Annotated in this window: 27 protein-coding genes and 1 pseudogene; 12 read left to right on the top strand and 16 right to left on the bottom strand. The window is 66.6% G+C overall.

Annotation, left to right across the window (positions count from 1 at the left end; genetic code table 11):
* Positions 1-209: 209 nt before the first annotated feature.
* Positions 210-1022, top strand: a complete 813-nt coding sequence (locus tag DXK94_RS09445; protein WP_258868500.1) for a glycerophosphodiester phosphodiesterase — start codon at positions 210-212, stop codon at positions 1020-1022.
* A 15-nt stretch (positions 1023-1037) separates the two neighbouring features.
* Here the strand turns inward: DXK94_RS09445 and DXK94_RS09440 are convergent, their stop codons facing one another.
* The gene (locus DXK94_RS09440) at positions 1038-1496 is read right to left on the bottom strand and encodes a hypothetical protein (RefSeq protein ID WP_115524763.1); all 459 of its coding nucleotides are present in this window, start codon (positions 1494-1496) and stop codon (positions 1038-1040) included.
* Positions 1497-1631: 135 nt separating this feature from the next.
* Here DXK94_RS09440 and DXK94_RS09435 point away from each other — a divergent pair, with 135 nt between their 5' ends.
* Complete coding sequence (locus DXK94_RS09435) at positions 1632-1871, top strand: DUF6480 family protein (protein WP_115524772.1); 240 nt, start codon at positions 1632-1634, stop codon at positions 1869-1871.
* 92 nt (positions 1872-1963) lie between these two features.
* Here the strand turns inward: DXK94_RS09435 and DXK94_RS09430 are convergent, their stop codons facing one another.
* From DXK94_RS09430 to DXK94_RS09420, 3 genes are all read right to left on the bottom strand, one after another.
* Positions 1964-3028, bottom strand: a complete 1065-nt coding sequence (locus DXK94_RS09430; RefSeq protein WP_079596934.1) for an EAL domain-containing protein — start codon at positions 3026-3028, stop codon at positions 1964-1966.
* Between the two features lie 173 nt (positions 3029-3201).
* Positions 3202-4740, bottom strand: a complete 1539-nt coding sequence (locus DXK94_RS09425) for a bifunctional diguanylate cyclase/phosphodiesterase (RefSeq protein ID WP_115524762.1) — start codon at positions 4738-4740, stop codon at positions 3202-3204.
* 18 nt (positions 4741-4758) lie between these two features.
* Positions 4759-6432 carry an ATP-binding protein gene (locus DXK94_RS09420; protein ID WP_258868499.1) on the bottom strand — a complete coding sequence of 558 codons (1674 nt, stop codon included), beginning with the start codon at positions 6430-6432 and terminating at the stop codon, positions 4759-4761.
* An 88-nt stretch (positions 6433-6520) separates the two neighbouring features.
* Between DXK94_RS09420 and DXK94_RS09415 the strand changes: the two genes are divergently transcribed.
* The 6 genes from DXK94_RS09415 to DXK94_RS09390 all read left to right on the top strand — a co-directional run bounded on the left by DXK94_RS09415 (position 6521) and on the right by DXK94_RS09390 (position 11007).
* A complete protein-coding gene (locus tag DXK94_RS09415; RefSeq protein WP_115524760.1) occupies positions 6521-6925 on the top strand; it encodes an STAS/SEC14 domain-containing protein in 405 nt (134 codons plus the stop codon).
* A 156-nt stretch (positions 6926-7081) separates the two neighbouring features.
* A complete protein-coding gene (locus DXK94_RS09410; protein ID WP_181884786.1) occupies positions 7082-7837 on the top strand; it encodes a class I SAM-dependent methyltransferase in 756 nt (251 codons plus the stop codon).
* Between the two features lie 133 nt (positions 7838-7970).
* On the top strand, positions 7971-8420 hold the full coding sequence (locus DXK94_RS09405) for a hypothetical protein (protein ID WP_220272967.1): 450 nt from the start codon (positions 7971-7973) through the stop codon (positions 8418-8420).
* Between the two features lie 91 nt (positions 8421-8511).
* Positions 8512-8928, top strand: coding sequence for a hypothetical protein (locus tag DXK94_RS09400; RefSeq protein ID WP_079596929.1), 417 nt, complete (start codon positions 8512-8514; stop codon positions 8926-8928).
* A gap of 63 nt (positions 8929-8991) precedes the next feature.
* Entirely contained in the window at positions 8992-9801 is an 810-nt protein-coding gene (locus DXK94_RS09395; RefSeq protein WP_115524758.1) for an SDR family oxidoreductase, read from the top strand.
* An 81-nt stretch (positions 9802-9882) separates the two neighbouring features.
* Entirely contained in the window at positions 9883-11007 is a 1125-nt protein-coding gene (locus DXK94_RS09390) for a glycerate kinase (RefSeq protein ID WP_115524757.1), read from the top strand.
* Between the two features lie 64 nt (positions 11008-11071).
* Here DXK94_RS09390 and DXK94_RS09385 read toward each other — a convergent pair whose 3' ends face one another.
* Genes DXK94_RS09385 through DXK94_RS09370 form a run of 4 tightly spaced genes read right to left on the bottom strand, consistent with a single transcriptional unit; the run spans position 11072 to position 13384 of the window.
* Entirely contained in the window at positions 11072-11815 is a 744-nt protein-coding gene (locus DXK94_RS09385; RefSeq protein WP_115524756.1) for an MBL fold metallo-hydrolase, read from the bottom strand.
* Positions 11816-11822: 7 nt separating this feature from the next.
* Positions 11823-12176, bottom strand: coding sequence for a LuxR family transcriptional regulator (locus DXK94_RS09380; protein ID WP_115524755.1), 354 nt, complete (start codon positions 12174-12176; stop codon positions 11823-11825).
* A 24-nt stretch (positions 12177-12200) separates the two neighbouring features.
* Positions 12201-12863 carry a DUF6766 family protein gene (locus DXK94_RS09375; protein WP_079596925.1) on the bottom strand — a complete coding sequence of 221 codons (663 nt, stop codon included), beginning with the start codon at positions 12861-12863 and terminating at the stop codon, positions 12201-12203.
* Positions 12864-12865: 2 nt separating this feature from the next.
* On the bottom strand, positions 12866-13384 hold the full coding sequence (locus DXK94_RS09370; protein WP_079596924.1) for a DUF6328 family protein: 519 nt from the start codon (positions 13382-13384) through the stop codon (positions 12866-12868).
* 211 nt (positions 13385-13595) lie between these two features.
* Between DXK94_RS09370 and DXK94_RS09365 the strand changes: the two genes are divergently transcribed.
* From DXK94_RS09365 to DXK94_RS09355, 3 genes are all read left to right on the top strand, one after another.
* On the top strand, positions 13596-14495 hold the full coding sequence (locus DXK94_RS09365; RefSeq protein ID WP_079596923.1) for an SDR family oxidoreductase: 900 nt from the start codon (positions 13596-13598) through the stop codon (positions 14493-14495).
* A 50-nt stretch (positions 14496-14545) separates the two neighbouring features.
* Positions 14546-14908 carry a hypothetical protein gene (locus DXK94_RS09360; RefSeq protein ID WP_115524754.1) on the top strand — a complete coding sequence of 121 codons (363 nt, stop codon included), beginning with the start codon at positions 14546-14548 and terminating at the stop codon, positions 14906-14908.
* A 152-nt stretch (positions 14909-15060) separates the two neighbouring features.
* Positions 15061-15930, top strand: coding sequence for a glycosyltransferase family 2 protein (locus DXK94_RS09355; RefSeq protein WP_115524753.1), 870 nt, complete (start codon positions 15061-15063; stop codon positions 15928-15930).
* A gap of 13 nt (positions 15931-15943) precedes the next feature.
* On the opposite strand, the pseudogene DXK94_RS09350 reads toward DXK94_RS09355, so the two are convergent.
* The 5 genes and pseudogenes from DXK94_RS09350 to DXK94_RS09330 all read right to left on the bottom strand — a co-directional run.
* Positions 15944-16696: pseudogene (locus DXK94_RS09350) on the bottom strand (Gfo/Idh/MocA family protein); the annotation flags it as partial.
* 7 nt (positions 16697-16703) lie between these two features.
* On the bottom strand, positions 16704-17705 hold the full coding sequence (locus DXK94_RS09345; RefSeq protein ID WP_115524751.1) for a sugar phosphate isomerase/epimerase: 1002 nt from the start codon (positions 17703-17705) through the stop codon (positions 16704-16706).
* A gap of 1 nt (position 17706) precedes the next feature.
* A complete protein-coding gene (locus tag DXK94_RS09340; protein WP_115524750.1) occupies positions 17707-18885 on the bottom strand; it encodes a Gfo/Idh/MocA family protein in 1179 nt (392 codons plus the stop codon).
* Positions 18886-18897: 12 nt separating this feature from the next.
* A complete protein-coding gene (locus DXK94_RS09335) occupies positions 18898-20016 on the bottom strand; it encodes a Gfo/Idh/MocA family protein (RefSeq protein WP_115524749.1) in 1119 nt (372 codons plus the stop codon).
* Entirely contained in the window at positions 20013-20774 is a 762-nt protein-coding gene (locus DXK94_RS09330) for a sugar phosphate isomerase/epimerase (protein ID WP_115524748.1), read from the bottom strand. The genes DXK94_RS09335 and DXK94_RS09330 overlap by 4 nt, the downstream gene beginning before the upstream one ends.
* 137 nt (positions 20775-20911) lie before the next feature.
* Between DXK94_RS09330 and DXK94_RS09325 the strand changes: the two genes are divergently transcribed.
* Positions 20912-22129 carry an ROK family transcriptional regulator gene (locus tag DXK94_RS09325; protein ID WP_115524747.1) on the top strand — a complete coding sequence of 406 codons (1218 nt, stop codon included), beginning with the start codon at positions 20912-20914 and terminating at the stop codon, positions 22127-22129.
* Between the two features lie 56 nt (positions 22130-22185).
* Here DXK94_RS09325 and DXK94_RS09320 read toward each other — a convergent pair whose 3' ends face one another.
* From DXK94_RS09320 to DXK94_RS09310, 3 genes are all read right to left on the bottom strand, one after another.
* On the bottom strand, positions 22186-24216 hold the full coding sequence (locus tag DXK94_RS09320; RefSeq protein ID WP_258868498.1) for a BCCT family transporter: 2031 nt from the start codon (positions 24214-24216) through the stop codon (positions 22186-22188).
* A 307-nt stretch (positions 24217-24523) separates the two neighbouring features.
* Positions 24524-25405: a formate dehydrogenase accessory sulfurtransferase FdhD gene (fdhD, locus tag DXK94_RS09315; protein ID WP_115524746.1), complete on the bottom strand. Its 882-nt coding sequence runs from the start codon at positions 25403-25405 to the stop codon at positions 24524-24526.
* A complete protein-coding gene (locus tag DXK94_RS09310; protein WP_115524745.1) occupies positions 25393-26727 on the bottom strand; it encodes a molybdopterin molybdotransferase MoeA in 1335 nt (444 codons plus the stop codon). The genes fdhD and DXK94_RS09310 overlap by 13 nt, the downstream gene beginning before the upstream one ends.
* Between the last annotated feature and the right edge of the window lie 4 nt (positions 26728-26731).

The following is a 26731-nucleotide window of genomic DNA, read 5'->3' as shown; positions in this document are numbered from 1 at the left end:
CTCAACTACAGCACCATAGGCAAACCGGCGTCCACCGTGGCAGACACCACCATGATCAACCCAAACCCATAGCCCAAGCCAGAGCTCCGGTGAGGCGAGGGCATACTTTCTCCCATCACGGAGCGACAGCGACGCGGCATCGCTAGCGGGAACAGGCGCCGCGCCCCAGGCGGACCGCTGCCGGCAGGGCGCTCAGGTACGCTCGCACTGTGACCCTGCCGTTCTTCGCCAACCCGGACGACGCCGGGAACCAGCTGCCTATTGCGATGGCGCACCGCGGCTTTTCCGTGGACGGCCTGGAGAATTCCATGGCTGCGTTCCGTGCCGCCGCGAGCCTTGGCTACCGGTACGTGGAAACCGACGTGCACACCACCTCCGACGGCGTGCTGCTTCTCTTCCACGACGACACGCTGGACCGGGTCACCGACGGCAGGGGCAAGGTTTCGGATCTTACCGCCGCTGAGATTGCGAAGTTCCGGATCGGCGGCCGCGAGCCGATCCCTACTTTCGACGGGCTGGTCGCCGGGCTACCCAATGTCCGGCTCAACCTGGACGTCAAGGACTGGAACTCGGTGCAGAGCACCGCGGCCGCCATCGAACGCCACCAGGTGCATGACCGGGTGCTGGTGACAAGCTTCTCGGACCGGCGACGGCGGGCGGTGCTGAAGCTGCTCAGCCGTCCGGTGGCCGCCTCCGCCGGCGTTCTGTCCAGCGGCCTCTTCACCCTGCTGGGCCCGGTGCTGCCCGGCCCGGTGTTCCGCTGGCTGATGCGCCGGATCCTGCGCGACGTGCAGGCGCTGCAGGTTCCGGTACGCCGGGGGGTCATCAGGGTGGTGACGCCCGGATCCGTCCGGCGGGCCCATGCCCTGGGGCTGGTGGTCCACGTCTGGACCATCAACAACCCCACCGAGATGCGCCGCCTCCTGCAGATGGGCGTCGACGGGATCGTCACCGACCGCGCGGACCTGCTCAAGGAGGTCCTCACGGAAAAAGGCGGCTGGCCGCCGGGGCCAACCGCCTGATCCGCTGTGGTGGTTCTAGCCGCGGCCGGTGCTGGTGGACGGGTCCTGGTCGCCTTCGGTCGGGTCGGCCCGCAGCTCGTCCGGGTTGCTGTCCGGCAGTCCGCCCTTTACACCACTGGGACCTCCGCTGCCTGCCGCCCCCGTCCCGCCGGTAGGCGCAGACGCATCGCCTGCCAGGCCGTCGTCGCCCGTTCCGCGCCCTGCTTCCGCCCTGTCATTGTTGGTTTCGTCTATATCCCCGCCAAAGGGACTTTCGGAAACCGGCCCGGGTGCGGCGCCGGTCTTGAGCCCCGGGGCTTTCTGTTTTTCGGCCTCCATGGCGTTGGAGCCTTCGCTGATGGAGGAGTGGACCTCCACATCGTCGTTGGGGTCCGTGGGGTCGGGAACATTCAGCTTTTCCGTGGGCTTGGATGTTCCCGCCAGATCCTCCATGGCGTTCTCTGCTGCCTTGCCGATGCTGTCGCCGATTCCCATGACTGCTCCTCCTGACATCGTATGCGGGGCGCCCCAGCGGCCGCCCCGCTCTTCCCTTCCAGAATTATCAGCATGCTTACAATTAGTCCAGAGCTGGGGCAAAGAACCACGGCCGGGCAGGAAAGGACACGCATGATGAGCAGCTACCATCCGGAAAATGATCCCGCGAACCCTGATCAGCCGGGCAAGGAACCGCGGGCAGGCCACACGGGCACCGGCACGGGCACCGGCGGAGGCGAGGATTCGGCCCGCACCCCGAACCCCGATCCCGCCGAAGGCAACATCACGGGCCTGGAGCCCGGCGGGGGAGTTCCTCCCGGAGAGACGCCGCCGGCCGAGGACCAGATGAGCGGGGACCAGGGCCACGACGAGTAAGGCGCGCGAACACAAACCAACGGCTGATGGGCGGGCACGGTGCCCGCCCATCAGCCGTTGGTTGTAAACGTCCCGGTGGCGCCGGTCCGGAGCTAGGGGGAATCGGTGGGCTGGGAATCCCGGCCGGACTGCTCGGTGCCGACCAGCTGCCGGTTGAGGCCGTCCACGTCAAGGCGGGTGTTCCAGGACGCCCAGTCCTGCGGCCGGACGGAGGGCCGGCCCAGGAGGTAGCCCTGGCCGGCGTCAATCCCGAGTTCGGTGAGGACCTTGAGTTCGCCGACCGTTTCGATGCCTTCCGCAACCAGGGTGGTGCCGATCTGCCGCGTGAAGTCCACCAGGCAGGCAGCCAGGGCACGCTGGATGCCGTCGCTGTCCACCTCGCCGATCACGTCCCGGCCCACTTTGAGGAAATCGGGCCGCAGGTGCACCATGCGGCTCAGGGCGCCGGCGCCCGAATGGGTGTCGTCGACCGCAATCCGCAGGCCCTTGTCGCGCAGGGGAGTGACCGCGGCAATAAACTGCGCGTACTGCTCATCCGCGATGGTTTCCGTCAATTCGAGCACCACGCGGCTGACGGGAAGGTCGATGTGCTCGAACAACTCTGGCAGCCGCGGATCGAGGCATGACGTGGGCGAAATGTTCAGGGACACAAAAAGATGCGGCGGAAGGTCCTTGGCAGCGGCTGCGGCGGATCCCAGTGCCGAGAACTCAAGGTTGGCGCCCAGGCCGACCGCCCTGGCCTCTGCGAACCACAGTTCCGCGGCAGCGCCGTCGTCACTGACAAAGCGTGAGAGTGCTTCCACGCCCACCACGTTTTTCCCCGCCAGCCCGTAAATGGGCTGGAAAGCCGTCATCAGCATCTGGCTTTCGAGCAGGGCGCTGATGCGCGACATGCTGCGGATGGCGTCGATGTGTTCGGCAAGCTTTGGCGGAATGGCGCGGGGCGTCAGGCGCATCTCCCTGGCGCTTTCCAGGGTTTCCACCGTATTGGCTTCACTGCGCCGCGTTTCCAGCAGGTATTCCAGCAGCGCACGTTCCGGCACGCCCGGGTTCTCGTCGAGGCTGTTGCTAAGGCGCTGACGGACGGCGGCTCCGGACGGATCGGTATCCGCCAACACCGCGGCAATAATTCCCCATGCCTGTACACGAACCGACATTAGCTACGCCCCCCAGTTGACGAAGTAATGACCCAGTGGCCCATTAATGTTCAATTTCTAAACGCCTTTTAAGGTCAGGTGTTTCTGTTTTTCCCTGTTTTCGCGGCGACGAAAGCCAGACACCGCACGATGATCGTATATCGGCGTGAACAAAAGCGCAGTACTTTTCGCCCCTAAGGGTTAGCGCTTTCCGCCCGGTCTGCCAGCAGCAGGGGGATCTGTTCGGGCGGGACCGGCCTGCTGAAGTAGTACCCCTGGGCGCTGAGGCAGCCCAGCCCGCGCAAAATCTCTGCCTGCTCCGCTGTTTCCACGCCCTCCCACACGGCCTCCAGCCCGCATGCCCGGACCAGTTGCAGGACGGCGGCCACCAGCTCAGGCTGGCCCGGGTCGGTGCCCAGCCCGCTGATCAGCGATCGGTCCACCTTGACCCGGTCCACGGGAAGCCGGCGGAGGTAACTGATGGAGGAGTACCCGGTACCGAAGTCATCGATTTCGATGCCCACTCCCAGGCCGCGGAGGCCTCCCAGCGAATAACGGTCCAGCTCGTTGCCTTTGACGATGGCGACTTCCGTCAGTTCCAGGACCACCTGCTCCGGCCGTACGCCGGTTTCCTTCAGGACGTTCCGGACGTCCTCGATGAACTGCAGGCTCTGCAGGTCCGTCGCGGAGATGTTGATGCGCACGGAGAACCGGCTGTCCACCAGGGAGGCGTCGATCCAGTCGCGGAGCTGGTGCACTGCCGTCCGGAGCACCCAGAGCCCCAGTTCGGAGATCAGCCCGGCTTCCTCGGCAAGGGGAATGAACTCATCGGGCATGATGAACCCGCGGGTGGGGTGGTTCCACCGGACCAGCGCCTCCACCCCTTCGATCCGGCCGGTGGCGAGCTCCACCACGGGCTGGTAGTGGAGCATCAGGCCATCGGTCTTGATCGCGGCGCGCAGGTCGTCCACCAGCTGGCTGCGGAGCCTGCGCATCAGCAGGAGCGCCGGCTCGAAACGGTGCAGCCGGTTCTGCCCTTCCGCCTTGGAGGCGTACATGGCGACGTCGGCCTCCATCAGCATGTCCTCCGGGGCCTGGCCGGCGCTGCCAACGCTCAGCCCCATGCTGGCGCCGCAGCGCACGCTGCGGCCGGGGAGCTCGATGGGCCGCTTGAGGGCCGCCAGGATGCGGTGCCCCACGATGACTGCCTGGTCCGGTGACGCCTCCGGCATAACGATGGCGAATTCGTCCCCGCCCAGGCGGGCGACGACGTCGGTGGTGGAGCGTACCGCGTTGCGGATCCGTTCCCCCACGGTGATGAGGACCTGGTCGCCGGCCGTATGGCCCATGCTGTCGTTGATGGATTTGAAGGCATCCAGATCCATCAGCAGGATGGCGGGGCCCTCGCCCGTTGCGCTGCCGGCGTCGAGCGCTGTCCGCAAAGCCTCGATCAGGGCCGAGCGGTTGGCAAGGCCGGTGAGCGGGTCCTGCATGGCCATCTTCTGCATTTCGAGGTGGGCCTCGTGCAGGAGCTGGGTCCGCACCTGGACGCGCTGCTCTAGCTCTTCGTAGATGATCTGCAGGTCTTCGGCCAGCAGGTTGGTGCCCATGATGATGGCATCCAGCTCGTCGCGGGCATCAGAGACCTCGATCCGGGAACTGAGGTCTCCCGAGGCCAGCCGCACAATGCCTTCCAGCAGGTGGGAGAGGCGGGGATCGTCATCCGCAAACATCGAAAGTGCTCCTCCCCGCTAGTTGGACCGGGACCGGTCGGCATCCAGGGGGAGGCTGACCGTAACGGTGGTGCCCGCGCCAAGCGTGGAGGCCACATCGATGTGTCCCCCATGGCGGGCCACGATGTCCTTGGTGATGGCCAGTCCCAGGCCCGTGCCGGGGATGGCGCCGGACATGGCGTTGGAAGCACGGTAGAACCGGGTGAAGACATGGTCGATTTCCTCGCTGGAAATGCCGATGCCCGTGTCCGCGACGCTCACGGTGGCCCAGCGGGTGCCGTCCGCCTCCGCGTGCGATTCGCTGCCCACCTCGATCCGCCCGCCGCTGGGGGTGAATTTGATGGCGTTGGACACCAGGTTGGTGAACACCTGCTGCAGCTGCACCTCATCGGCGAGGATTTCCGGGTCTTCCGGCACCGGGTCCACGGCGATGGTCACGTTCTGCAGCTTCGCCAGCGGCCGGAGCGCTGCCGCCACCAGGTCCAGGGTCTGGCCCAGGCGCACCGGGGTGAGGTGCATCAGGCTGTCGTCAAGGCCGTTGCGCGACACACTCAGCATGTCCTCGATGAGGGTCCGGAGCCGCTCCGTGTTCCGGACCACGATGTCCAGCATCTGGTGGACTTCGGCGGAGACGGGCTGCTCCGTGCTCTCCTGGATCATGTCCAGGTAGGCCATGATGGACGTCAGCGGCGTGCGCAGTTCATGGTTGACGGTGGCCAGGAAGTCCGTCTTGGCCTTGTCCAGCTGCTGGAGCTGCTTGACCACCTGCTGCTGGCTGCTGATCAGGTGGCTTTGGATCAGTCCGTGTGCGGCGTTGCCGGCAACGTGCTGGATGAGTCCCAGTTCAGCACGGGACCATGTCCGGGGCCGGTCAACACTGGCGATCCAGATGATGCCCAGCGACGAGCTTCCTTCGCCCATGGGGATGGCCAGCGTCGAGGCAGCGTTGGCAATGCCCGACGCCGGCGCCTCGCCTGCCGCCGCGTGCCCGCCTTTGCCCTGCATGGCCCCGTCAGTTGCGGCGGTTCCCGGTTCGGCGTCGTCCGTCTCGGCGCCGTCCGAGGACAGGGTCTCTGCCCCGGCCCACAGGAGGTCGGCCGTCCGGCGTGCTTCCTCCTCGTCCGGAAGCGCATCGGCCGGGAGCGGATCCAGTCCCGGCCTGCTCCAGGCGGCCGTGATCGGGGGGACCCGATGGTCCTCAAAGGTGGCCAGGCAGACATGGTCGGCCTTGAACGTCCGGCCGAATCCTGCAACCACGTGGTCCGCGATTTCCTGCGGATCGTTCGTTGCCCGTACAGCTGCGGACACCTGCCGGAGCTGCCCGCGCAGCGCCTCGGCCTCCTGCCGCGAGGCATTGCGGCGGGACACCAGATCGATGAGCGCCGTAGCGCGGTGGACCAGTTCCCGGGGTGAGGGCGGTTTGGCGATGCAGTCGTGGATGCCCGGAGGGCGGACGGTGCACTCGGCGATGTTGTCGAGGTCCACCATGACCAGGACCGGCACTTCCGACTCGGCGGCGGGCAGCAGCGGGGCATCCACCACCATGACAGCTGGTTGGCAGCCGTCCAGCAGGGCAGCCAGCCCGGCGGCGTCCGTTGTGGAGTGGACGGTATATCCGGCATCACGGAGGGCGGCGGCGTTCAGCGCCAGCCGCCCGGCGTTGGCGTCCGCCACCACCGCGCTGCGGGGCATGCGCAAGTCACACGGCAAATCAGCTGCCACAATGCTCACTTTCCTCCCAGTTGAGTACATTGTAGGGGGATGCGGGGCGGGCGGCTCCATGAATATTCACTGGGAGGACAAAGTGACGCACCAGCCGGAAGAACGCGAAAAGGGCCACCTCACCCTCGAGGGCGGCGTCCTGCACCTGCGCTGGCCGCGCGGTGCGGCCATCAGCGAGGCTGATGCAGAGAATGCCATGAGCAGGGTGAACGAACTCTGCGGAGAGAACCGGCATCCGATGCTGGTGGACATGGCCACAACCGAAAAGGTCAGCCGGGGCGCCCGCGCCGTCTTTGGCCGCCCCTGCCAGGCTTCACGCATCGCACTGCTGGGTGCCTCGCCGGTGGACAAAGTGATGGCCAACTTCATCCTGGGCATCAACAAACTGCCGTGTCCCACCCGCTTCTTCACATCCCGGGAGGAAGCCATGGCCTGGCTGAAGCTGGAGGGTGCGGCGGCCTGACCCGGCGTTCTGCGGACCGGCGGGGGGAGAGGCCCATCCGCGAAACCCCGTGCCGCGCCCGCGGGCAACAGCTCCGGGACATATATTGGAGCGGTGTCCTCCCCCTCAAAGTCCTCCCCAGCGAAATCGGTGGCATCCGCCCTGCAGAAGTACCTGATGATCCCCAAGCTTGTCCGGCTGTCGCGCTCTGCGCCGAAGGACCGGCCGCTGGCCTGGGACACCTACTGGGCCGGCATCAGGGCCACCGGGGCGGCCGGTGAGGTCCTGTGGGATTCCGGAACGGACCAGGAATTCCTCAGTTACAAGGAAGTCCTCCTCAGACATCTGGACCCGGAGCTTCCCGTCGTTGACATCGGCTGCGGGCACGGCAGCTTCAGCAGGGCCCTAGCCGGACTTTTCCCCGAGGTCATCGGCGTGGACGTGTCCGCGCACGCGGTGAACCGGGCCGAGGCCGAATCCGCTGAATTCCGCAACGTCCGGTTCCAGGTCAGGGACATGACGGCGCCGGGCGCAGAGAAAGACCTCCCGCGGGAGGCCAACGTGTTCATCCGGGGCGTTCTCCATGTCCTGGGCGCGGCAGACCAGGCGGCCCTCGCGGAAAACCTGCGCCTGCTGGTTGGGCAGCGCGGGAGCGTATTCCTTGCGGAGACCAACTTCCAGGGAAACCCGGTGGAGTACGTGTCCCATTTGGGCGCCACATCCCGCAGCATTCCTGCTCCACTCGAACGGGCCATCCGCGGCCTGCCGATGCCCGGCCGTTTCGGCCCGGAGGAGCGCTCCCGGGCACTGCCCCCCACCGTCTGGCAACTCGTGGAGGACGGACCCGTGGCCATCGAAACGAATCCCGCAACCGGCATCAGCGGGCAGGGCCGCGTTCCCGGATATTACGCGGTGCTGCGCCCCCGGACCTAGCGGCCCGCGCCCGGCAGTGGCGCCATTGCGGGAAGCCGCAGAAAGCCGCCAAACCCCTTGACACAAGGGCCAATCCGGAGGCTACATAGTAAGTAGCCTTACTAGTTAGGACCTTGGGGAAAGGATGGCCGCCATGGCACAGGACAAGGGAAACAACGCCCGCGATTCCGGCGCGGACACGGATGAAGAGGACCTGGGCCCCGGCCCGGACGGCGGAAAGATCCGGCGTGGGCCGGACTCCTCCAAATCCCTCAAGTACTCACAGGAAGTCACCTCGCCGGACGACGAGCCGGAGCGTGAGGGACGCAGCCTCGCCACCACCCACCACGAAGTCATCAGGCAGTGGGCGGAGGAGCGCGACGGCGTTCCCGCCACGGTGGAAGGCACCGAACACGGAGACCACCTCGGAGTGCTGAGAATCGATTTTGGCGGCGAAAACGACAAGCTTCGCCACATCAGCTGGGAGGAATGGTTTGAAACCTTCGACTCCCGGGGACTGAACTTCATCTATCAGGAACAGCGCAGCGACGGGCAGCAATCCAACTTCTTCCGGCTGGAAAATCCCAACCGCGAAGACGCCTAAGCCGCACCCGCGCCCCCATCGTTTCGGCAGCACCGGAGTTGCATCCGGCGCCACTTCGGCGACCGCGGACGCAAGACCCACAGGAACAACAATGCGCAAACTCATACCGTCAGGCTCCCTTCGCAGGATGCTGCTGCCGCCCACGTATGGACGCCACGTCACGGACTCAAATGAATTCACCGTCTTGTCGGTGGAAATCTGGGCCACCGGGCTGGTGGTCAATATCCAGATGGCGTCCGAGGGCGGGCCGCAACCCCGGATTATCCTCCAGGACCACTTTGGAACCGAGTACTCACTGCGGGACTCCGCGGTCCTGGGCTCCCGGAACCTTCAGGTCTTCACCCCCTCGGTGCCGCCCGGCACCCGGAGCCTGACCGTGAGGTCGGCGGACGACCCGGAAGCGCGGCCGGTGGTCACCTTCGCCGTCCCGCTGATGGCCGTTCCCGAGGAACCCGCCACAGCACACGGCGGCTACCCGCCGGAGGCCGAACTTCGCCGTCCCGCCTGACCGCCGCGACCAGTTCGACCCAAGATGATCCACGCACCCTGACCCACCCGAAAGGCTGCCTCGATGCAGGACACCAGCAACTTCACGCCCGCCACCGCCATCGTCACCGCATCCGATTCCGGCATCGGCAAGGCCACTGCGGTGGCCCTGGCCCGCGCCGGACTGGATGTTGGTGTCACCTGGCACTCCGACAAAGCCGGGGCCGAAGGCACCGCCGAGGAAATCCGAGCTCTGGGCCGCAAGGCGGTGATCCGGCAACTGGACACCACGGAGCTCCGGGCGGCAGGCGCCGTGATCGACGAACTCGCTGACGAGCTCGGCGGCGTGGACGTCTTCGTCAACAACGCAGGCACCGGCGAGAGCACCAAATTCCTGGACATGGACATCGACCGCTGGATGCAGACACTCGACACCAACCTCAACGGCGCGTTTGTCTGCCTGCAGGCAGCAGCCCGCCGTATGGTCCACGCGGGCAGGGGCGGACGGCTGATCGCCGTCACCAGCGTCCACGAGTTCCAGCCCCGGGTGGGATCCTCCGCCTATGACGCGTCCAAACATGGGCTTGCCGGCCTTATGAAGACGCTTGCCCTGGAACTGGCTGAGCACGGAATCACTGCAAACACCGTGGCCCCCGGCGAGATTGCCACTCCCATGACCGGCCAGGAGGACGAGGACCCCACCGCGAAGGACCGCCCGGGCGTGCCCCTGGGCCGGCCAGGTGACGCCCGGGAGATTGCTGCCGTGATCGCCTTCCTCGCCTCGCCTGCCTCCAGCTACGTGAACGGCGCGTCCTGGCCCGTGGACGGCGGCATGCTCCTGATGGGCCCGCAGGCGGGCTCGCACATCACCAGCCACGAGTGGCGCGAAGGCTGAGGTTTTTCCTAAACGGCGGGGTTTGTCCGCATACCGGATCTGGCAAGCGCTTTCCCGCGCGGTGCTGGCATGATGGAGCGCATGCGCATCCTCATTGCTCCGGATAAGTTCAAGGGCTCCCTGACGGCAGCCGAAGCCGCCGCCGCGATCGCTGAAGGCGCCCTGCGCGTTTACCCCGACGCCGTGGCCACCCAATTCCCCATCGCCGACGGCGGCGAGGGCACCCTTGAAGCGGCCGTCGCCGCCGGCTACGAGGAACGGCTCAACGCCGTGGTGGGCCCGATTCTGGCACCCCTCGGTGCCGCCTGGGCCATCCGCAAGGGCAGCGATGGCAAGGTCACCGCCGTCATCGAAACTGCCCAGGCATCGGGCCTCGCCAGCATGGAACCCACGCCGGAGAACGCCCTGCGGGCCCACAGCTACGGCTGCGGACAGCTCATCGCGGCCGCCCTGGAAGCAGGTGCTACGGAAATCGTGCTGGGCCTGGGCGGATCAGCAATGACCGACGGCGGCAGCGGAGCCCTGCGCGCCCTCGGCCTGAAGCCACTGGACTCCGCCGGCAACGTGGTGCCCCTGGGCGGCGGATCCCTCGCCGACGTCGCCGCACTGGACATCAGCGGCCTGGACCCGCGGCTTGCGGCAACCACCTTCCGGATCGCTGTTGACGTCCGCAACCCGCTCTACGGACCGTCCGGCGCCGCGCACGTCTTCTCCCCGCAAAAGGGTGCAGACCAGGACGCCGTGGAACAGCTCGACGCCGGCCTCCGCAACTGGGCATCCGTCCTGCGGGAAGCCACGGGCCGGGACGTGAACGTCCCCGGCGCCGGCGCCGCCGGCGGCTTCCCGGCGTCGTTCCTTGCCTTTACGGGCGCCATGCTGGAAGGCGGCTTCGCGCTGGTAGCCGGACTCACCGGCCTGGCACAGCAACTGGGCGGCGCGGATTTGGTGATTACCGGCGAAGGGTCCATGGATTCCCAGTCGCTCACCGGCAAGGCGCCCATTGCGCTCGCCGACGCCGCCCGCGAGCGGGGCATACCGGTCATCGTTGTGGCCGGCCGGATCCTGGTGACACCCGAAGACCTCGCCCGGCACGGTGTGGTGGCTGCGGCACAGTTGCTGGACGTGGCGTCGAGCCCGCAGGATGCTGTTGCCAATGCCGGAAAGTACCTGGCCTGGGCAACGAGCCAGGTACTCGAAGGGGCCTAAAGCCCCTGGGCATTACCGGAAAAGACGGCCTCAATACGCCCCGACTGTCAGTGGGCCCCGACCGTCAGTGCGCCCCGACCGTGAGTGCATGGCTCACTGCTGCGCCGGCGCCCTGCGTCCATGGCTCCCCGTGGCCTGAAAGCACGGTTGCGGCACCCGTGGCGGCAACCGCCTCCAGGGACGCCAGGGCCTGTTTCGTGTCCTTGGTCGCCGCAGAGGCAACGATTTGCGGCCCCGCCTTGCCCGTATAGGGATCCAGGGTCACCAGGGCGTCGCCACTCAGGACGGCGTCCCGGTCCGCGAAATGCAGGATGCAGTGCCCGTCGGTGTGGCCCGGAGTGTGGACAACCGTAGGGCTTCCCGGCACCGGCAAGGCCGCGCCGATGGGCAGCGGCCGGGTGCTTGACACTCCCTTGACGGCCAGCGCTCCGGCTGCCGCCATCCGTCCCAGCAGCGGCATGGACCGCGGGTGGCTCAAGGGATAGAGGAACCGGTTGCGCTGGGGCTTGTAGCTGTACGGATGGGCAGCCAGGTGCGCGTCCCGCGGATGGACCAGCACCGGAATGTTCCACTCCCGGCGGGCCCGCAGCGCAAACCCGACATGGTCGAAGTGTCCGTGCGTGAGGACCAGTGCCTTGATATCCTCCGGCTGCCTGCCGCGGTCCTCCAGGAGCTCCAGCAGCATGGACCACATGCTCGGGAGCCCGGCGTCCACCAGGGTCAGCCCGTCCTGGTCCTCCACGAGATAGCAGTTGACGTGGGCGTGCGTGATGAGATGGATGCCGTCGGCCACGTTTGGGGTAATCATGCGCCGCTCAGCCCACGATGGTGGTGTTCCGGCGTCGCCGCCAGATCAGTACCACAATGATTGTCACCAGGGCGATTGCCCCGATCACCCAGGGAGCGAAGTCCAGCCGGGTGGACTCATTCTGCGCCGACTCGCCCGTCCCGGGGTTCGCAGGCCCACTGGAGGCGGTATCCCCGGGAGATGGCGTGGGAGTGTTGCCTGCCGGCGCCCACACCCCTCCGGAAGATCCCGCAGCCGCCTGGACGATTGCGTCGCCGGCGGCGACCGCCGGATGTTGTGCGGCTGAGGCCGGTGCCACCGAAAGTGCCGGCGCAGCCAGGAGCAGGAGGGCCAGAAGGACGGATTTCACAACAGTTCGCATGGATTCCTTTCGACAGGAACCGGCTCAGGCGCCGGTTTCGTAATGGGGTTCGGCCACAGGCTTGGACTCCGGGGAGCCCTTTTCCCGGAGGTAGACGGACGCGCCCACCAGGACGGCGATGGCCAGGAACTCGCTCTGCCAGTTCTGGAAAGACTCGAACCAGAAGCGGCTGGTCCCCACGTACTGCAGGAACGTGACTGTGGGCTGGCCGTGGCTTTGCTGCTCCTCGTTGTACGCCGCAGTGCCGCCCAGGGCGTGCGCCGTGAAGGAGGCCAAAAACAGCACAAACAGCAGGATGGACAGCGAGTGCTCGTAGAACTTCAATGCGGCACCGCCGCGCTTGACCGGCCACGGCGTTGCCTTCTTGATGGCGGCCTCGCGGGGATCCTCGTCCTGCGGGGCTTCCTTGCCCATCGGTTTGGATTCCGACGATCCCTTCTGGAACAGGAAAACCGTCAGCACCACGTACAGGGCCATCTGCAGGAACTCCGATTCCCAGTTCTCAAAGGTGGCCTCGACAAACTCCCCGGTGCCCATGAACTGCAGGACTGAAACCCCGGGTTCGCCGTGTGCCTGCTGCTCTTCGCTGTACGACGCTGCTCCGGAGAGGATCATCCCTCCGAAAAAGATCAGGAACAGGGCTGCGTTCGCCAGCAGCAGCCCGTGTTCCTTGGCCCATTTGCGCATTGTCACTCCTTGTTTGCCCGGGCCGTCATTCCTGCGGCGGCGCGCTTGTTAAGGTGCAGTGGGACATAGACCAGCAGGACCACCATCACGGCCAGCAGTGCCGCGCCGGCCGTCAGCCCGGCCGAGCGGCCCGCGGTGACGTCGAAAACCAGGGCTGCAGTGCCGGCGCTGAGCAGCGCGATGCCGGCCAGGGTGATCTTGGCGATCGTGTCGCCGCTGGACACCAGAGTTTCCTTGAGGCGCTTCCGGAAAAGCCTCCGGTGCACACTGACCGGCAGGAGGATCAACGCCGTGGTCAGTGCGGCGATCACCACGTTGGTCAGGTACAGGTTCACCTGGAAGTCATCCAGGTCCTCAAACCGTTCCTGGAAGGGCAGGGTCAGGAGGAAGCCTGCCAGGATCTGGACGCCCATCTGCAGCACGCGCATCTCCTGGAGCAGTTCCGCCCAGTTCCGGTCCAGTTGCTCCTCGCGGGTTTCGTTCCGCCCGGTTCTGCCGGTGTAATCCTCCACCTCGGACATCGCTGCTCCTTCCTTGGCTGCCTGGCCGGCCCTGTTTCCCTTTCTACTCTTCACATACCCAGAAACAAGGCCGATCTTGCGCCGGTATCAACATTTGATAAGTTTACTGATTATCGGCTCCGAACGGGTGGACTTTGTTCCGCCGGCCGGGATAGCGTCGAAGGGCCGGCGGCAGGGCTCTTCGAAAACCGACACAGCGAGTAGGTGGACTATGAGCGGCACAGACAAGCAGACGGACCAGCCAAAGGACCCCCGGGGCGGCTACCACGCAGGCCCCTTCCCCGAGCAGGAACAGAAGCAGCCGGGCCTCACCGCGCCCATGGATCCCAAACCTGACCACGGAGAACTCAGCTACGAGGGACACGGGAAGCTGGAGGGCAAGGCGGCACTCATCACCGGCGGCGATTCCGGCATCGGCAAGGCGGCGGCCATCGCATTTGCCCGTGAGGGAGCCGACGTAGCCATCTCCTACCTTCCCGAGGAGGAAGACGACGCCCAGGACACTGCGGACTGGATCCGAAAGGCGGGGCGCCGCGTCCTCCTGTTCGCCGGGGACGGGCGTGAAGAGGACTTCAGCACCCGGATCGTCGAGGAAACCGTGGCCGGATTCGGCCGCCTGGACGTGGTGGTGCTGAACGCTGCCTACCAGAAGAACCGCGAAAGCCTGGAGACCCTTCCCACGGAGGAGTTCGACCGGGTTTTCAAGACCAACCTGTACTCCCTGCTCTGGACCGCACGGGCGGCGGTCCCGCACCTCAAACCGGGCGCCTCGATCATCACCACGGCATCCATCCAGGCCTTCAATCCCTCGCCGGGCCTCATCGACTACGCCATGACCAAGGCCGCGCAGGTGGCGTTCACCAAGGCACTCGCGCAGGAACTGGGGTCCAAGGGAATCCGCGTCAACGCGGTGGCCCCCGGCCCCATCTGGACGCCGCTTATCCCCGCCACCGAATGGCCGGACAAGCTCCCGAAGTTTGGCCAGGATACCCCGCTGGAACGTGCCGGCCAGCCTGCTGAGCTCGCCGCGGCGTACGTTCTGCTGGCCTCCGAAGACGGGTCCTACATTTCCGGCGCGGTGCTGCCGGTGACGGGCGGCAAGGGGCTCTGAGCAACCGGATTTTGCACACCAGTTTCATCCCATCGCACACAGGAGGAACCATGACGCAGGAAAACCAGCACGCCGAGCCGGAAAAGGACCCGGGCGGCTACGGCACTCCGACGGCTGAGCAGGAGCTTGGCGGCAACCAGGGCGCAAGCCAGGGCGGCACCACCTCGGGTGCCGGCGGGGCTGACACCAACGAGCCGCAGTCCGGCGTCGGGGAGGAACAGGTTCCGCGTGACATGGACCTTCCCTCCGGCGAGGCTGAGATCAACGAGTTCAACGACGATTCCCAGGGCTCCGCGCCGGTCTCCTCCGAGCCCGGGCAGGAAGCCACCGGCATTCCGGACGGCAGCGGCAATGATCTCCCGCAGGAAAAGTCGCCCAAAGACGGCGGCGGCGAGAGCTTCGACGCCGGATAAGCGGTCCTGATCCGCTGAAGGCCCCCGCCACGGCTCCATGCCGGGACGGGGGCCTTCACCGTGTCCGGCATACATGGCTCCCGGCGGGGTACGGACCATGCGAAACCAATTCGCCAGTTGCCGGCACTTTCCCGCCGGTGCCAGGAGGAACTGTGAGCAGGAGACCATCAGGACAGTGGGCGCGGCCGGCTGAGAGGCCGGAACGGGTTGCAGTGGACGTTCTTGTACCCACCTGCGACCGGCCGGCGGAACTCGCCGTCACCCTCGCGGGACTTGCCGGACAAACCGACCCGGCCTTCGCCGTCGTCGTCAGCGACCAGTCCACGGACGGGCCCGGCTGGGAGCACCCCGCCGCTGCCGCCATGGTGCGGGTCCTGGAAGCCCAGGGGCGGCCGGTCACGCTCCTTCGCCACCTGCCGCGGCGCGGGCTGGCGGAACACCGCCAGTTCCTGCTGGAGCAGTCCACGGCGGACCAGTGCCTCTTCCTTGACGACGACATCTGGCTGGAGCCGGGTGCTGTGGAATTGCTCAGCCGTGCGCTCCACGAGCTTGGGTGCGGCTTTGTAGGGATGGCCCCGCAGGGTCTGTCCTACCTGGACGACCGGCGGCCCGGGCAGACCGCGAACTTCGAAGCGTGGAAAGGCGGGGTGATGCCGGAGCGCATCCGCCCGGGGGACCCCGCGTTCGAGCGCTGGCCGCTCCACAGCGCCGCCAACCTTAGCCACCTCAGCGCCGACCTGTCCCTTGAGCCGGGACAATGGGTGCCCTACCGGGTGGCGTGGCTGGGCGGGTGCGTGATGTACCGGCGCGAAGCCCTGAACGACGCCGGTGGGTTCACCTTCTGGCCCGACCTGCCGCCGGATCACGCGGGGGAGGACGTCATGGCCCAGTGGCAGGTCATGGAACGCTTCGGCGGGGCCGGCATCCTGCCCTCCGGGGCAGTCCACCTGGAATCGCCCACCACCGTGACGGACCGGCGCGTGGAAGCCTACGAGGTGGTCCTGAACCGCGGTCCCGCCTAAGGCGGGCCGGCCGCTAAAGCCGTCCGTCGGCGTCGTACGCCAGGCCGATCTGGCGGCGGATTCCGTCCAGGGCAGCCATCACGGCCACGCTCTCAGCCGGCGGCAGCACCGTGCCTCCGGTGAGCCCCTCGCTGACGAGGCGCTCCACCTCGGCTGCCTGGTACTGCATGCCCCTGCTCTTCACGGGCTGGTCGAACCGTTCCACGACGTTGCCCAGGGTGTCGTAAACGGTGAAGGGTGTGGGGTTGTACCAGGTGGGTTCGATGTCGATCCAGCCGCCCGTGCCGATCACCACTGCCCGGTTGGGGCCGGCGGCATCCAGTTCACAGTCGAGGATGGCCTGCTGTCCCTGCGCATACTCGAAAACCACTGCCGTCTGGCGGTCCACGCCCGTCGCCGTCATGGCAGCGCTGGCCCGCATGGTTTCCGGTGCGCCAAACACATCAAACGCGAACGAGACGGGGTAGATGCCAAGGTCCAGCAGCGCGCCGCCACCCAGGGCAGGATCGTTAAGCCGGTGGGCCGGGTCCTTGGGGAGGTCCTGGTTATGGCTGGCGATGACCTTCCTGACCTCGCCGATGGTGCCCTCCCTGATGATCTCCCGGAGGCGGACCTTGTGCGGGAGGAACCTGGTCCACATGGCCTCCAGGGCCACCAGCCCCTTGGCCTTCGCGAGCTCCACGATGTCCTGCGCTTCGCGGGCATTGATGGTGAAGGCCTTCTCCACCAGCACGTGCTTGCCCGCGTTCAGGGCAAGCAGTGCGTGGGGCATGTCAGTCCTTGCTGCTGAAGGCGGCGTCGAACGAAGCGGTGGAAACAGGGAAATCGTACTTCTTCAGCGCAGCGAGGGCTTCGGGCGCGCCGTGGAGGCGGTCCATGCCGGCGTCTTCCCATTCGACGCTGATGGGTCCGTTGTAGCCGATGGCCGCGAGGGCGCGGAAGGACGCTTCCCAGGGGACGTCACCGCGGCCGGCGGAGACGAAGTCCCAGCCGCGGCGCGGGTCGCCCCAGGGCAGGTGGGAGCCCATGACGGTGTTCCGGCCGGTCTGGCGGATCTTGGTGTCCTTGCAGTCCACGTGGTAGATCCGGTCCTTGAAGTCCCAGATGAAGGAGACGGGGTCGATGCCCTGCCACATCATGTGGGACGGGTCCCAGTTCAGGCCGAACGCTTCGCGGTGGCCGATCGCTTCGAGGGTGCGGACGGTGGTCCAGTAGTCGTAGGCGATTTCGGAGGGGTGGACTTCGTGGGCGAAGCGGACGCCGCATTCGTCGAAGACGTCCAGGATGGGGTTCCAGCGGTCGGCGAAGTCCTGGTAGCCGGCGTCGATGACCTTCTCGGGGACGGGCGGGAACATCGCGACGTACTGCCAGATGGAGGAGCCGGTGAAGCCGACGACGGTGTCCACGCCCAGTGCCTTCGCGAGCCGGGCGGTGTGCTTCATTTCCTCGGCGGCGCGTTGGCGGACGCCTTCGGGCTCGCCGTCGCCCCAGACCTTGGACCGGACGATGCCCTGGTGCCGGAAGTCGATGGGGTCATCGCAGACGGCCTGGCCGGTGAGGTGGTTGGAGATGGCCCAGACCTTGAGGTTGTACTTTTTGAGGATCTCCAGTTTGGACTCGACGTAGCCGGGTTCGTCCCAGCGCCAGGCGTCCAGGTGGTCGCCGGAGACGGCGATCTCGAGTCCGTCGTAGCCCCAGCCGGAGGCCAGCTTGGCAACTTCCTCGAAGGGCAGGTCGGCCCACTGGCCGGTGAAAAGGGTGAACGGACGGGGCATGTCAGGCTCCTTCGGTGGAAAGCGGTGCGTGGACGGGCGTGGCGGCGCTTTTGTTGCCGGCGGATTCCTCGACGGCGTTCAGGATGTACTGCACGTTCAGTCCTTCTTCGAACGACGGCGACGGCTGGGTTCCGTCCCGCACGGCCAGCAGGAAGTCGCGGATTTGGTGGGTGAAGGTGTGTTCCCAGCCGATGATGTGGCCCTGCGGCCACCACGCATCAAGGTAGGGGTGGTCCGGTTCGCTGACGAGGATACGCCGGACGCCCTGCTCCCGGGCGGGCGCGGTGGCGTCCAGGAAGCCGAGTTCGTTGAGGTTTTCCAGGTCGAAGAGGATGCTGCCCTTATCGCCGTAGACCTCAATCTGGAGGGAGTTCTTCCGCCCGGTGGCCACCCGGGAGGCCTCCACCGAGGCGATGGCTCCGGAGGCGAGGGACAGTGTTGCCCAGGCGGCGTCGTCGACCGTGACGTCCTCCGGTCCGTTGGTGCCTGGGCGGCGGTCCACGAAGGTGTGGAGCCGGCCGCTGACCTCGGTGACCTGGTCGCCCAGGAGGTAGAGGACCTGGTCGATGGCGTGTGAGGCGATGTCGCCGAGGGCACCCGAGCCTGCTGTTTCTTTTCGCAGCCGCCAGGTCATGGGGGCCTGGTCATCGGCAAGCCAGTCCTGCAGGTAGGCGGCGCGGACATGCCGCACCGTGCCCACTCGGCCCTCGGAAATCAGTTCCCTGGCGAGGGCAAGTGCGGGGACCCGGCGGTAGTTGAAGCCGATCATCGACTGGACGCCGCGGGCCCGGGCCTTTGCCGCCGCGGCAGTCATGAGTTCAGCTTCGGCCAGGGTGTTGGCCAGGGGTTTTTCGACGAGGACGTGCTTGCCGGCCTCGAGGGCGGCGACGGCGATCTCGGCGTGCATCCAGCCCGGTGTGCAGATATCCACGATGTGGATGTCGTCGCGGGTGATGACGGAGCGCCAGTCGGTGGCGGACTCAGCCCAGCCGTACGTGGCTGCCGCCTGTGCCACCTGCCCGGCATCACGCCCCACGAGTACTTTCTGCTCGAAGGCCGGAACGTCGAAGAAGCTGGCCACGTTCCGCCACGCGTTGGAGTGGGCCTTTCCCATAAAGGCGTAGCCGATGGCGGCAACGCCGAGGGAACGGGCGCCGCTGGTTTGTGTCTGCTGTGTCATGGTCGGGGTTTCCTAGAGAGTGGCGGTTTCGGGTGCCCAGTCCTCGGGGAGGGCTGCGGAAGCCGGAGCGGAACTTTCCACGTTGATGAATGTGCCGGCATCGATGGATTCGGAAATGGAAACCATGCTGTCCAGGACGTGGTAGGCAAGGTCCCCGGTGGCGCGGTGCGGGACACCTGCCCGGATGGACCGGGCCATGTCCAGCACGCCCATGCCCCGGCCGTTCGCCGGGCCGGTGGCCGGGATGGTGGTCCAGTCCTCGTCTCCGGCACGCCACAGCCTGATATCGCCGTCGAAGTAATTGGGGTCCGGCAGGGAAATGGTGGCCTCGGTGCCGGTGATCTCCACAAAGCCCACCCGTGCGCGGGGGGATTCGAAGGAGAACACGCTGTGGGAGGAGGCGCCGGACTCGAACTGCACCATCGCTGAGACGTGGGTGGGTACCTCAACCGTGAATTCCTCGCCGGCCTTGGGCCCGGAACCGATGACGCGGACTTCCTTGGCCTTGGACCCGACGGCGGCCACCTTGCGGATGGAGCCGAATGCCTGGACCAGGGTGGTGAGGTAGTACGGGCCCATGTCGAACAGCGGGCCGGCGCCATGCTGGAACAGGAACGCCGGGTTGGGGTGCCAGGACTCCGGGCCGGGGGTCTGGAACGTGGTCATCGCGGTCAGGGGCGTGCCGATGTCTCCGCGCTGGATCAGGCGCAGGGCCGTCTGCAGCCCGGCGCCGAGGAAGGTGTCCGGTGCGCAGCCCAGGCGGATGCCTGCGGCGTCGGCGGTCTTGAGGAGCCCGAGCCCGGATTCCCGGTCCAGGCTGAACGGCTTCTCCGTCCAGACGTGCTTGCCGGCGTTTACGGCGGCTGTGGCCACCTCAACGTGCGCGGCCGGGATGGTCAGGTTGACGATGATCTCCACGTCCGGGTGGTGCAGTGCCTTGTCCACGCCGCCCCATTCCGGGATGCCGTACTCCTTGGCACGGGCCTCGGCCGCCTCTTCGAACATGTCGGCGATGACGTGGACCTTGAGGTCGGGGAACACGGTGAGGTTGTCCAGGTACTGCTTGCTGATGTTGCCGGCGCCGATGACGCCGACGCCTACCGGGCCTTTGCGTGCGGAAAGGGGACTCATGCCGTTGCTCCTTCTGCAGGGTTGCCGGCGGTGTTGCTGTTCAGGAAGGCCAGGCTTTGGGCGATGCCGTCGAAGATGTCGCCGGCATAGTCGTCGAATTCCACCACGCCTGTCTCCAGGGACTTCGCCGCTGCGATGACGTCCAGGACCGGGACCTTGCCTTGCCCTGCGGGCTGCTGCGCCTTGGTGTCCGTGGTCAGGGGGCCGTCCTTGATGTGGATGAGCTTCACCCGGTCACCCAGCCTGGCAAGGATGTCCACGGGGTCATGGCCGCCGACAGCCACCCAGTACGTGTCCACCTCCAGGACCAGTTCCGGATCCAGCAGGCCTGCGAAGTATTCCAGGGCGGTGCGGCCTTCAATGGTGGACTCCAGCTCCCACTGATGGTTGTGGTAGCCCACGCGGATGCCGTATTCGGCGCCCTTTTTGGCTGCTGCGTTGAGCCTGGCCGCCGTGGCCTGGATGTCCTCCGCATTCTGCCAGTGATCGGCAGGGATGAAGGGCTCGATGACGGTGGCAATGCCGAGTTCTTTGGCCGCTGCGAAAATTTCGTCCTGGTCCTGGCTGAGCAGCGGAGCGTGGCCGGAAGGTGCGGCCAGGCCGTTTTCCCTCAGCGCGGCGCCCAGCTCCCTGGCGGTGGCCACAAAGTTGTAGGGCTCCACCTGCGTGAAGCCGATCTCCGCCACCTTCCTGATGGTTCCGGGCAGGTCGTCCTCGATGGCGTTGCGCAGGGTGTAGAGCTGGACTGAATACGGCATGGTTCTCCTGGCTTCTTCGGCATGTGGCAGTGTCCCGCCGGCAGTTTGTCTTAGTGCAAAGCTAGAAGGACTTTTGCCGAAGGTCAAGCAAAAGTTGTGCGCGTGACAGAAGTAAGTGGGCGTGCTATCAATTTCGTATGACCAAAACCGCCGGCCGATTTGCTCCGCCTGACATCCAGGGGCTGCAGGGGCGTGCCGGGGATCTCTTCCAACTCCTGCGTGACGGCCAGGCACGGACGCGCGCCGAACTTGCCATCACTACCGGGCTGGCCCGCTCCACCGTTGCCTCCCGCATCGATGCCCTCATCAGCTCCGGCCTGGTTGGGCCCGCGGGGGAGGCAAGCTCCAGCGGCGGCAGGCCGCCGTCGCGCTTTGCCTTCAACCCGGCCGCGCGCGTTGTGCTGGCCGTCGACGTCGGGGCCACCCACGCGGTGGTGGCCGTCACTGACCTTGCCGGCAGCATTGTGGCGGAGCGCCGGCTGGAGCAGGAAGTGGCTGAGGGGCCGGAAGCCGTGTTGGGCCGGATCCTTGCCCTTGCACAAGAGCTGCTCGCCGAGGCCGGCCGCCCGCTCAAGGACCTTGCCGGAGTGGGCATCGGCCTGCCCGGCCCGGTTGAACACGACACGGGGCGGCCCGTTAAGCCGCCCATCATGCCGGGGTGGGACGGATTCGACGTGGTCCCGTATGTCCAGCGCTCGCTGCCGGTCCCTGTCCTGGTGGACAACGACGTCAACATCATGGCCCTCGGGGAGCGGACCGCCTACTGGCCCGAGCACAGCAACTTCCTGTTCATCAAGGTCGCCACGGGCGTTGGCGCGGGCATCATCAGCAGCGGACAGCTGCAACGCGGGGCAAACGGGACGGCCGGTGACCTGGGCCATGTCCGCGTGCCGCGGGGCGATGACGTCCTGTGCCGCTGCGGCAACTACGGCTGTCTCGAAGCGCTCGCGTCCGGGCCCGCCGTCGCCCGGCAGCTCCACGCGCAGGGCCTGGATGCGGCAACGGGCGCCGACGTGCTTCGGCTTGTCCGGGAGGGGCACCCGCAGGCCGTCCAGGCGCTGCGCCAGGCGGGGCGCGATGTGGGCGACGTCCTGGCCGCCGCCGTCAACCTGCTCAATCCGTCCATGGTCATCATCGGCGGCAGCATCGGGGAGGCGGGGGAGCACCTTGTGGCCGGGATCCGCGAGGTGGTGTACCGCCGCTCGCTGCCGCTGGCCACGGCACACCTGCGGATCGGCATCTCGATGGCGGGGCACCGCGCGGCAATCCTCGGGGCCAGCCAGATGGTCACCCAGCACGTCCTGTCGCCCGACGTCGTCGAGGCAACACTCGCCGGAAGCGCTATTGCCGGCTAAGCTCCCGGACAAAAAACTGGCCCTGGTGATGGGATCACCAGGGCCAGTACGTAAAGCTATTTCCTGTCGGTCTCCGGACCGGAGCTGACTGCAGAGCTGCCGCCTCCGGAGCTTCCCCCGGAGCTTCCCCCGGAGCAGGACTCCGGGTCAGGGCAGGTTTCCGCGCATTCGTGCTTGGTGACGAGGTCGAACTGGACCCCGCGGTGCTGCTCGACGCCGGTGCGGATGGCCCGCTCCACCACGGAGGTGGCCAGGCGGCGGCGCAGCGAGAGCGGGTCCCGGCGCAGGTCCTTGGCCAGGGCGAAGCAGAGCAGCAGCATCACGACGACGAACGGCAGCGCCGCAACGATGGTGATCCGCTGCAGGCCCGACAACGCTTCGGAAGGTTCGTCACCGCCGGCCAGGAGCATGACTGCCGCCACTGCACCGGTGAGCGTTCCCCAGAAGATGACCAGGCCGCGCTTCGGCTCCGATGAGCCGTTGGAGCTCAACGAGGACATAACCAACGACGCCGAGTCCGCGCCGGTGATGAAGAAGATGGCAACCAACACCATGGCCAGGACCACGACGGCGGCGATCAGCCAGGCCGGCAGGGGCAGGTTCTTGACCAGGTTGAACAGGGCGCCGTCGAAATCAATGCTGGCAGTTCCGTCGGTGACCGTCATCAGGCCCGGCAGGTTTGCCTTGTCGGCGTCCTGCTGGATCTTGAAGGCAGTACCGCCGAAGATGCCGAACCAGATGACGCTCACGATGCTCGGGACCAGCAGGACGCCGGTCACGAACTGCCGGATGGTCCGGCCACGGCTGATGCGGGCAATGAACATCCCCACGAAGGGCGTCCAGGAAATCCACCATGCCCAGTAGAAGATGGTCCAGCCTGACATCCAGGTACGGAGTGCTTCGTCACCCACGGCCTCGGTGCGGGAGGACATCTCTGCCAGGTCACGGGCGTAATCTCCCACAGCCGACGGGATGAGGTTGAGGATGAACAGGGTGGGCCCGGCAATGAAGACGATCAAAGCAAGGATGACGGCCAGGACCATGTTGGTGTTGGACAGCCACTGGATGCCGCGGCTGATGCCGGACACGGCCGAGGCGACGAAGCACGCCGTCAGGATGGCGACGATGGCCACCAGGACGGGAGTCCCGATTTCACCCACGTAACCGTTGGAGGTGAGGCCGCTTCCGATCTGCAGTGCTCCGAGGCCCAGCGACGCGGCCGTGCCGAAAAGCGTGGCGAAGATGGCGAGGATGTTGATGAACTTCCCCACCGGGCCTTCCACCGTCCTGATGCCGAACAGCGAGGTGAAGGCAGCCGAGATCAGCTGCTTGCGGCCCAGCCGGTAGGTGCCGTACGCCATGGCAATACCCACCACTGCGTACATGGCCCAGGGGTGGAGGGTCCAGTGGAAGATGGACGTGGCCATCGCTGTCTGGATGGCGTCCGGCGTGCGGCCGTCCACGGTGCCGGGCGGGGGAGTGATGAAGTGGTACAGGGGCTCTGCGACACCGTAGAACATCAGGCCGATGCCCATGCCGGCGGCGAACATCATCGACACCCAGGACACGGTCCGGAACTCGGGCTTTTCGCCGTCCTTGCCCAGCGGGATGTTTCCGAACTTGCCCAGGGCCAGCCACAGGACAAAAACGACGAAGAGGGAGGCCAGGACCATAAAGAGCCAGCCCGTGTACTCCATTACCCAGTCGAGGGCTGCGGTGGAGGTTGTGGAAAGGCTTTCCTTGCCAACGAACCCCCAGACCACGAAGGCCAGGGCGAGGACGCCCGTGATGCCGAACGTGGTCTTGTCGAGGATGAGCTTGCGGTTGCGGCGTTCGGAGACTGCCTGCTCGGTCTTGCTCTGGCGCAGCTCCTCGAGGATCTGCTCGTATTCTTCTGTCTCCGGAAGGATGGCGGTCTCGCTTTCGGCCGGGGCAGTTTCTGCCGGCGTGCCGGCGGCGGCAGCTCCGGCTGCCGGGACGGTGCTGTCCTTCACGTCCGGGTTCGGCCTGACAGGGGCTTCCAGTGGATCGCTGTCCACGGGAAGGCCGTTCGGTTTGGGGGATGATATTTCGCTGTTGATAGCCATGAGCGGGTTCCTTTGCTCGGCGAGTCACGGGCAGGCATTGATGCATGCCCTTGGGGCGATAGTCCGGGCGGAAGGTTGGGGTCCACGCCCGATTCGCTGACTGTGGTGTCGCACCTCTTTAGGTTCAGGGTTCTTATTCACATAGGAAGGGCCGGGAAGCCCTGGGGGAGGTGTTCCGCAAGAATCAACAGAATTCGCGCTAAGCAACAGAGTGCGCTAGACCACATTCAAAGTCAAGGTTTTTCTGGAGGCGCCCTGTAACTCTTGACACGTTAAACGCCCGAAACACACTGTTGCATGTCGTGATTCATGTTGCGCAGGACGCCGCCTCAACGGCCACCCTGCCGGGACGTCCGATCCGTTCCCGGCCGGCATAAACATTGAGGCTGTGCCCTCTGCTGAATCCCACCAGGGTCACCCCGGTCTCGGCAGCAAGGTCCGCGGCAAGACTGGAAGGCGCGCTAACGGCAGCCAGGACCGGGATTCCCGCCAGGGCGGCCTTCTGGACCAGCTCAAACGAGGCGCGGCCCGAGACCTGCAGGACGGTGCCCCGCAGCGGCAGCAGCCCCTCCCGCAGCGCCCAGCCCACTACTTTGTCCACCGCGTTGTGGCGGCCCACGTCCTCGCGCAGGCACAGCAGTTCAGGTTCATCCCCGTCCATCCTGAACAGGCCCGCTGCATGGACGCCGCCGGTCTTGTCGAACACGGCTTGGGCCTCCCGCAACCTTTCCGGCAACCCGGCCAGGAGGTCCACGGGAACCCGCAGCCCGTCCCCGGAGGGGTCGAAGTGCAGGGTCTTGCGGACGGCGTCGATGGATTCGGTCCCGCAGATGCCACAGGAGCTTGATGTGTAGACGTGCCGCATGGTGTCCGGAATGGCCGCGCCAGGTCCCAGCTGGGCATCCACCACGTTGAAGGTCTGCACATCCCCGTTCCTGCCGGCGCAGAAGCGCAGCGACACCAGGTCTGACTGCTGGCGGATGACGCCTTCCGAGACGAGGAAACCGGCCACGAGGTCAAAGTCGTCGCCGGGAGTCCTCATGGTGACGGCAAAGGACTGTCCTGCCAGCCGGATTTCCAGTGGCTCCTCGGCGGCGAGGACATCCTCCTTGAACCGGACGGGGAACTCGGTGGCTGATCCATCCAGGTGGAAACGGTGGATCTTCCGGCGCTGGGTCATACGGGCCATGGCGTGTATCCCTGACTGTTCGTGGAATCTATGGTCTCACCTGGCTGTGTCCAGGGAAGAGGGAGGACGGGGACAGGTTCGCCTGACTGAACACCGCATGGGGGAACGGCCATAACGCCGTCCGCCCATGCCAGGCCGCGCATCATGCCCGGACCCGTGTGTTGGAGCGGAAACGCCAGCCCGGAAAGGTATCTGCAGGGGATGAGCCGGGTACGTCCCGCGTCCGGTTCGATGTCACTGCCGGACAGCACCTGGTCCAGCGGCCGCAGCTGCCGGTTTCCGAGGGCAGCCAGCAGCGGTGCACCGATGGTCAGGAGCGCCATCATGGCCGCCAGGGGATTTCCGGGCAGTCCGACGACGAAGCGGCCGTCCGGGAGTCCGGCCAGCACGGCGGGGTGGCCGGGGCGCATGGCGATCCCGTCCAGCAGCAGTTCGCCGCCCAGCGCGGCTATGGCCGCGCGGAAGTGGTCCGTCCCGGACTTGCCGGTCCCGCCTATTGTGATGATAACGTCGGGCCGTTCAGCGGCCGGCGCGGCACCGTCCGCCAGGGCGGCGAGCCACTCGCTGAACGAGTCGCCGATCCTCACGGGAGGGCCGGCAGTACCTCCGAGCTGCCCGACTACCGTGCCCAGCTGCGGGCCAAAGGTGTCCCTGACCTGTCCCGGTGCAGGAACGCCGTGCGTCACCACTTCCGCCCCCGTCAGTACGACGGCGACTGCGGGCCGGGCGTGGACCGGGACTTCGTCGTGGCCTGCTACGGCCGCCAGGGCGAGGTGCGCAGGGTTGAGGACAGTACCGGCTGGCAGCAGCACGTTGCCTGCCCTTGCCTCCTCACCGGCCGGACGTATGTGCTGGCCGGGATGCGGCTCTCCCTGGCGCGCATCTAGACGCAGCGTGAGAACGTGCCTGCCTGCGGCGTCCGTGGATACCTGGCCGCTTTCCTTGCGCAGGACGGCGCCGGCGCCGTCCGGTACCAGTCCCCCGGTGGCAATGACGCGTGCCCGGTTCGGTAAGAGCACCTGGTCCGCCGGCAGCGTCGCGTGCTGCGGTGAAGGGTTGTCCTCCGGAAGAAGCCAGGGGCCCGGGCCGTTCACGGCCCAGCCGTCCATGGCTGATGATGCATAGTGCGGAAGGTCCTGCAGTGCAGTGACATCCCGGGTGAGGACACGGCCGGCTGCGTCAGCCAGGGGCAGGCTCGCCGGCGGGAGCGGCCTGGCGCAGTCGAAGGCGAGCTGCCGGGCTTCAGCCCAGGTGGGAGACCCATTACGGACAACCGCTGCGCGGGAATCAGAAGGTTGGAATACGAGTTCCTCGGTGAGCATCGGT

This window comes from Arthrobacter sp. RT-1, assembly GCF_003367205.1.
Classification (GTDB): domain Bacteria; phylum Actinomycetota; class Actinomycetes; order Actinomycetales; family Micrococcaceae; genus Arthrobacter.
Note: the sequence above shows the minus strand (reverse complement) of the source record. Positions and strands in the feature narration are given on the sequence as shown.

Bases quoted from the DNA above. Each gene is read 5' to 3' on its own strand.
- DXK94_RS09440 (WP_115524763.1), bottom strand. From the start codon at position 1,496: ATGGGAATCGGCGACAGCATCGGCAAGGCAGCAGAGAACGCCATGGAG.
- DXK94_RS09435 (WP_115524772.1), top strand. From the start codon at position 1,632: ATGAGCAGCTACCATCCGGAAAATGATCCCGCGAACCCTGATCAGCCG.
- DXK94_RS09430 (WP_079596934.1), bottom strand. From the start codon at position 3,028: ATGTCGGTTCGTGTACAGGCATGGGGAATTATTGCCGCGGTGTTGGCG.
- DXK94_RS09425 (WP_115524762.1), bottom strand. From the start codon at position 4,740: ATGTTTGCGGATGACGATCCCCGCCTCTCCCACCTGCTGGAAGGCATT.
- DXK94_RS09420 (WP_258868499.1), bottom strand. From the start codon at position 6,432: ATGCCCCGCAGCGCGGTGGTGGCGGACGCCAACGCCGGGCGGCTGGCG.
- DXK94_RS09415 (WP_115524760.1), top strand. From the start codon at position 6,521: ATGAATATTCACTGGGAGGACAAAGTGACGCACCAGCCGGAAGAACGC.
- DXK94_RS09410 (WP_181884786.1), top strand. From the start codon at position 7,082: ATGATCCCCAAGCTTGTCCGGCTGTCGCGCTCTGCGCCGAAGGACCGG.
- DXK94_RS09405 (WP_220272967.1), top strand. From the start codon at position 7,971: ATGGCACAGGACAAGGGAAACAACGCCCGCGATTCCGGCGCGGACACG.
- DXK94_RS09400 (WP_079596929.1), top strand. From the start codon at position 8,512: ATGCGCAAACTCATACCGTCAGGCTCCCTTCGCAGGATGCTGCTGCCG.
- DXK94_RS09395 (WP_115524758.1), top strand. From the start codon at position 8,992: ATGCAGGACACCAGCAACTTCACGCCCGCCACCGCCATCGTCACCGCA.
- DXK94_RS09390 (WP_115524757.1), top strand. From the start codon at position 9,883: ATGCGCATCCTCATTGCTCCGGATAAGTTCAAGGGCTCCCTGACGGCA.
- DXK94_RS09385 (WP_115524756.1), bottom strand. From the start codon at position 11,815: ATGATTACCCCAAACGTGGCCGACGGCATCCATCTCATCACGCACGCC.
- DXK94_RS09380 (WP_115524755.1), bottom strand. From the start codon at position 12,176: ATGCGAACTGTTGTGAAATCCGTCCTTCTGGCCCTCCTGCTCCTGGCT.
- DXK94_RS09375 (WP_079596925.1), bottom strand. From the start codon at position 12,863: ATGCGCAAATGGGCCAAGGAACACGGGCTGCTGCTGGCGAACGCAGCC.
- DXK94_RS09370 (WP_079596924.1), bottom strand. From the start codon at position 13,384: ATGTCCGAGGTGGAGGATTACACCGGCAGAACCGGGCGGAACGAAACC.
- DXK94_RS09365 (WP_079596923.1), top strand. From the start codon at position 13,596: ATGAGCGGCACAGACAAGCAGACGGACCAGCCAAAGGACCCCCGGGGC.
- DXK94_RS09360 (WP_115524754.1), top strand. From the start codon at position 14,546: ATGACGCAGGAAAACCAGCACGCCGAGCCGGAAAAGGACCCGGGCGGC.
- DXK94_RS09345 (WP_115524751.1), bottom strand. From the start codon at position 17,705: ATGCCCCGTCCGTTCACCCTTTTCACCGGCCAGTGGGCCGACCTGCCC.
- DXK94_RS09340 (WP_115524750.1), bottom strand. From the start codon at position 18,885: ATGACACAGCAGACACAAACCAGCGGCGCCCGTTCCCTCGGCGTTGCC.
- DXK94_RS09335 (WP_115524749.1), bottom strand. From the start codon at position 20,016: ATGAGTCCCCTTTCCGCACGCAAAGGCCCGGTAGGCGTCGGCGTCATC.
- DXK94_RS09330 (WP_115524748.1), bottom strand. From the start codon at position 20,774: ATGCCGTATTCAGTCCAGCTCTACACCCTGCGCAACGCCATCGAGGAC.
- DXK94_RS09325 (WP_115524747.1), top strand. From the start codon at position 20,912: ATGACCAAAACCGCCGGCCGATTTGCTCCGCCTGACATCCAGGGGCTG.
- DXK94_RS09320 (WP_258868498.1), bottom strand. From the start codon at position 24,216: ATGGCTATCAACAGCGAAATATCATCCCCCAAACCGAACGGCCTTCCC.
- fdhD (WP_115524746.1), bottom strand. From the start codon at position 25,405: ATGGCCCGTATGACCCAGCGCCGGAAGATCCACCGTTTCCACCTGGAT.
- DXK94_RS09310 (WP_115524745.1), bottom strand. From the start codon at position 26,727: ATGCTCACCGAGGAACTCGTATTCCAACCTTCTGATTCCCGCGCAGCG.